Origin of the sequence: Halomonas sp. (assembly GCF_014859505.1) — a bacterium.
Lineage (GTDB): Bacteria > Pseudomonadota > Gammaproteobacteria > Pseudomonadales > Halomonadaceae > Halomonas.
Map to the genome: position 1 here is coordinate 1 of NZ_JACUUD010000164.1, position 5060 is coordinate 5060.

At 66.8% G+C, this 5060-nt stretch carries 3 protein-coding genes; all 3 read left to right on the plus strand.

Annotation, left to right across the window (positions count from 1 at the left end; all coding sequences use genetic code 11):
• Nucleotides 1-2214: preprotein translocase subunit SecA (secA, locus tag IBX53_RS14430; protein ID WP_290910569.1), on the plus strand; the 2214-nt coding region annotated here is incomplete at its 5' end.
• A gap of 30 nt (nt 2215-2244) precedes the next feature.
• Complete coding sequence (gene argJ / locus IBX53_RS14435; protein ID WP_290910573.1) at nt 2245-3462, plus strand: bifunctional glutamate N-acetyltransferase/amino-acid acetyltransferase ArgJ; 1218 nt, start codon at nt 2245-2247, stop codon at nt 3460-3462.
• A 64-nt stretch (nt 3463-3526) separates the two neighbouring features.
• Nucleotides 3527-4483, plus strand: a complete 957-nt coding sequence (locus IBX53_RS14440; protein ID WP_290910571.1) for a Nudix family hydrolase — start codon at nt 3527-3529, stop codon at nt 4481-4483.
• Nucleotides 4484-5060 lie beyond the last annotated feature (577 nt).

Consider the following 5060-nt stretch of genomic DNA (forward strand, 5'->3'; position numbering starts at 1 on the left):
GACATCACCTACGGCACCAACAACGAGTTCGGCTTCGACTACCTGCGCGACAACATGGCCTTCTCCCTGGAGGACAAGGTTCAGCGGGGGCTCAACTTTGCCATCGTCGATGAGGTGGACTCCATCCTGATCGACGAGGCGCGTACCCCGCTGATCATCTCCGGTGCCGTGGACGAGAACACCGAGCTCTACAAGGTCGTCGATCGCCTGGCGACTCACCTGGCGATCTGCGAGGATCCCGAGGAGCCGGCCAGCGGCGACTTTCTGCTCGACGAGAAGCACAAGCAGGTAGAGATCACCGAGACCGGCCACAACAAGGTCGAGGAACTGATGCGGGCCGAGGGCCTGCTGGGCGAGGAGGACTCCCTCTATGCTGCCCAGAACCTCAACCTGCTGCAGCACATGCACTCGGCGCTACGCGCGCGACACCTCTATCATCGTGACGTGGACTATATCGTCGCCGAGGGCCAGGTGGTGATCGTCGACGAGCACACCGGCCGCACCATGCCTGGTCGCCGCTGGTCCGAGGGCCTGCATCAGGCGGTGGAGGCCAAGGAGGAGGTGGCGGTGCAGCGGGAGAGCCAGACGCTGGCTTCGACCACCTTCCAGAACTACTTCCGCCTCTACGACAAGCTGGCCGGCATGACTGGCACCGCCGATACCGAGGCCTTCGAGTTCCGCCAGATCTACGGCCTCGACGTGGTGGTGATCCCCACCAACCAGCCGCTGATCCGCCGAGACCTCAACGATCTGGTCTACCTGACCGCCGAGGAGAAGTTCGAGGCGATCATCAAGGACGTCCAGACCCAGACCGAGGCCGGCCGACCGGTGCTGGTGGGCACCGCCTCCATCGAGACCTCCGAGTATCTCGCTGGGCTGATGACTCAGGCCGGGCTCACCTTCAGCGTGCTCAACGCCAAGCAGCACCAGAGCGAGGCGGAAATCATCGCCCAGGCGGGTCGGGCCGGGGCCATTACCATCGCCACCAACATGGCCGGGCGCGGCACCGACATCATGCTGGGCGGCAACTGGGAGGCCGAGGCGGCCAAGCTCGACAACCCGAGCCCCGAACAGCTCGAACGCCTCAAGGCCGATTGGCAGGAGCGTCATGACGCCGTGCTCGCCGCCGGCGGGCTGCACGTGGTCGGTTCCGAGCGACACGAATCGCGGCGCATCGATAACCAGCTGCGCGGCCGCGCCGGCCGCCAGGGGGATCCGGGCTCGACTCGCTTCTTCCTGTCCCTGGAGGACAGCCTGATGCGCCTGTTCGGCTCCGACCGGGTGCAGCGCATGATGAAGGCCCTGGGCCTCGAGCGGGGCGAGGCGATCGAGCACAAGATGGTCTCCAACGCCGTGGAACGCGCCCAGAAAAAGGTCGAGAGCCGCAACTTCGATATCCGCAAGCAGCTGCTCGAATACGATGACGTGGCCAACGACCAGCGTCGGGTAATCTATGAGCAGCGCAATGAGATCCTGGCCGCCGACGAGGTCGCCGAGGCAGTGGCGGGCATTCGCCAGGAGGTGCTGGACCAGGCCATCAGTGACTTCGTGCCGCCCCAGAGCCTCCCGGAACAGTGGGACCTCCCCGGGCTTCAGGACCACCTCAAGGCGGAGTTCAACCTGGAGGCGCCGTTGGTGCAGTGGGCCGAGGAGGACGAGCGCTTCCACGAGGAGCAGCTCCGCGAGCGCCTGCAGGCCATGCACCTCGAGACCTATCAGGCCAAGGTGGACGAGGCCGGCGAAGCCCTGATGCGCCGCTTCGAGAAGCAGGTCATGCTGCAGGTGCTCGACACCCGCTGGAAGGAGCATTTGCAGTCCATGGACCACCTGCGCCGGGGCATCCACCTGCGCGGCTACGCCCAGAAGAACCCCAAGCAGGAGTACAAGCGAGAGTCCTTCGAGCTGTTCCAGAACCTGTTGACCAACATCAAGGCCGACGTGACACGCATCCTGAGCCACGTGCAGGTCCGCCGCCCCGAGGAGGTCGATGAGCTGGAGCGCCAGCGTCGTGAGGCACTGGCCCGGGAGACGGCCACGGCGGCCAGTCGCCACGAGGATCCCGATGCGGCCGATCCGGCCGAGACTCAGGCGGCGCCGCTGCCGGGTGCCGACGGACGCCCGGTGCGCCGCGAAGGGCCCAAGGTGGGACGCAACGACGCCTGCCCCTGCGGTTCCGGCAAGAAGTACAAGCAGTGCTGTGGCAAGCTGAACTGAACCGCCGCCCACCAGACAGGAGATGAGATGATGGCAGTGGGTAATGCAAGCTTTCCCGAGATGTCGGCGATCCCCGGCGTGCGCCTGGGCACCGCCATGGCCGGCATCAAGAAGGCCAACCGCCGTGATCTGGTGGTGATCGAGGCGCCCGCGGGTGCCCGGGTGGCGGGGACCTTCACCCGCAACGCCTTCTGCGCGGCGCCGGTCACCGTGGCCCGCGAGCACCTGGCCTCCGGCCAGCAGGCCCGCTACCTGGTGATCAATACCGGCAACGCGAATGCCGGTACCGGCGAGGTGGGGCTTGCCGATGCCCGCGCCACCTGTGCCGAGCTGGGACGCCTGGCCGGCGTGCCCGCCGAGGTCGTGCTGCCGTTCTCCACCGGGGTGATCGGCGAGCCGCTGCCCATGGAGCGGCTGCTGGCGGGCCTGCCCGCGGCGCTGGAGGGCCTGCACGATGGCCACGAGGCGTGGCTGCACGCCGCCGAGGGTATCCTCACCACCGATACCCGTCCCAAGGGGGCCAGCGTGACCCTGGAGCTGGGCGAGGCCACGGTCACCATCAACGGCATCGCCAAGGGCTCGGGCATGATCCAGCCCAACATGGCGACCATGCTGGCTTTCGTGGCCACGGATGCCTCCCTCGACCAGACGCTGCTCGAGGAGCTGCTGAGCGAGACGGTGGATCGCTCCTTCAACTGCATCACCGTGGACGGCGACACCTCCACCAACGACGCCTGCATGCTGATCAGCACCCAGCAGGGCCCGCGGGTCGAGGGTGATGAGGCCATCGCCATCTTTCGCAACGGCCTGCAGCGGGTGATGACCGAGCTGGCCCAGGCGATCATCCGCGATGGCGAGGGGGCCACCAAGTTCGTGACCCTGCAGGTGAACGGTGCCACCACCCGCCGGGAGGCTCTCGACGTGGCCTTCACCGTGGCCAACTCGCCGCTGGTCAAGACCGCGCTCTACGCCTCGGATGCCAACTGGGGGCGGATACTGGCCGCGGTGGGGCGAGCCCCGGTGATAGACTTCGATGTCTCCCGGGTGACCATCGACCTCGGCGAGGTGCGCCTGGTTGAGGCGGGTGGCCGCGCCCCCTGCTACACCGAGGAGGCCGGCAGCACGGTGATGGCCCGGGAGGAGATCCCCATTCGCATCGATCTCGGAAGAGGGGAGCAGAGCGCCACGGTGTGGACGACCGACCTCTCCCATGACTATGTAACCATCAACGCCGACTATCGCAGCTGAGCGGTCGGTCAACCGCCGGACAGAGAATCCCGCGCCCCCGGGGGCGGGCCAGTTGGAAAGGTGAATGAACGCAATGGTGAAGAGAAGGGTGCATGTGGCGGCCGCCGCCATCATCAGCGCCGACGGCGACCAGGTCCTGATCGCCCGCCGGCCGAGCAACGTCGACCATGGCGGGCTATGGGAGTTTCCCGGCGGCAAGCTGGCGCCGTACGAGACCGGCCTGGGTGGGCTCAAGCGCGAGCTCCACGAAGAGCTGGGGGTGGAGATCAAGCGGGCCCAGCCCTTGATCCGCATCCACCACGAGTATCCCGACAAGCACATCCTGCTCGACGTCTGGCAGGTGCACGACTTCTCGGGGGAGCCCTTCGGCCGCGAGGGGCAGGCCGTGCGCTGGGTGCCGATGAACGAGCTGGTCAAATATCCCTTCCCGGCGGCCAATCTGCCGATCCTGAGGGCGGTCGCGCTGCCTACCGAGTACCTGATCACCGCCGAGGAGGAGGACGAGGGGCTTTTCCTTGAGCGCCTGGAGCGCGCGCTGGTGGAGGATCGTGCCCGCCTGGTGCAGCTGCGCGCCAAGCAGCTCGAGGAGGCCGCCTACCTGGCGCGTGCCGAAGCCGCCCTGGTGCTGTGTCGCCAGCATGGCGCACGACTGCTGCTCAACGCCGAGCCGTCGCTGCTCGAGCGGGTCGATGCCGATGGCATACACCTCACCAGCGAGCGGCTGATGCGGCTGGAGCGCCGCCCCATCGCCGAGGGCAAGTGGCTCGCCGCCTCCACCCACGACCGCCAGCAGCTGGAGCAGGCCGGCAGGCTGGGCTGCGACTTCGCGACCCTATCGCCGCTGCGCACCACGCCATCCCATCCGGAGGTGCCCCCCATGGGCTGGCACGATTTCCAGCAGCTGGTGGAGCGGGCGGCCATGCCGGTCTTCGCGCTGGGCGGCATGACCCGCTTCGATGCCAACCACGCCCGTGCCGTGGGTGCCCAGGGGATCGCCTCCATCCGCGACTTCTGGAAGTAGCCGCCGGCGACGCCCGACACTGCAGTCACCATGCGCCCCGCCCTCAGGCGGGGCGCACTGCGTCTGGGGCCTGGTCCGGCGTCGCGTCCTGCCGGGAGCGGTGAGAGGCGGCCTCCTGTCGGCTGGTGGCGACACGATGAATGTCTATGAACAGGGACAGGGGCGCCGGGAAGCCGAATTCCGTCGGCCTTAGACGACAGTTCCGTGGCCGGTGGCGAGATGTCGGCGATAGCCTTGAGGTAGAGCTTTATATCAAGATTTTGATTAAATTGAGTTTTATTTATTCCTGGCATGGTGTTCGCAGTCCTTGGGCAGGAACCCGACCCGAGGGGTCGATCGACTCATGGACGAGTCACCCTTGAAGATGGAAGCCCGCCCCCTGGCGGGGCACAAGGAGGCGCATCATGAAACTCAAGACCCTTGCGGCCAGTATGGCGCTGATCTTTTCCGGCATGACCGTCCAGGCCCACGCCATGAGCCTGGAGGATGAGATGCTGTCCACGGATTTTTCCTCAGCTTCCACCATGACCCACTCCAGTGACACTCTCCTGCTGGCGGCGGCCGATGGCGGTGCCGA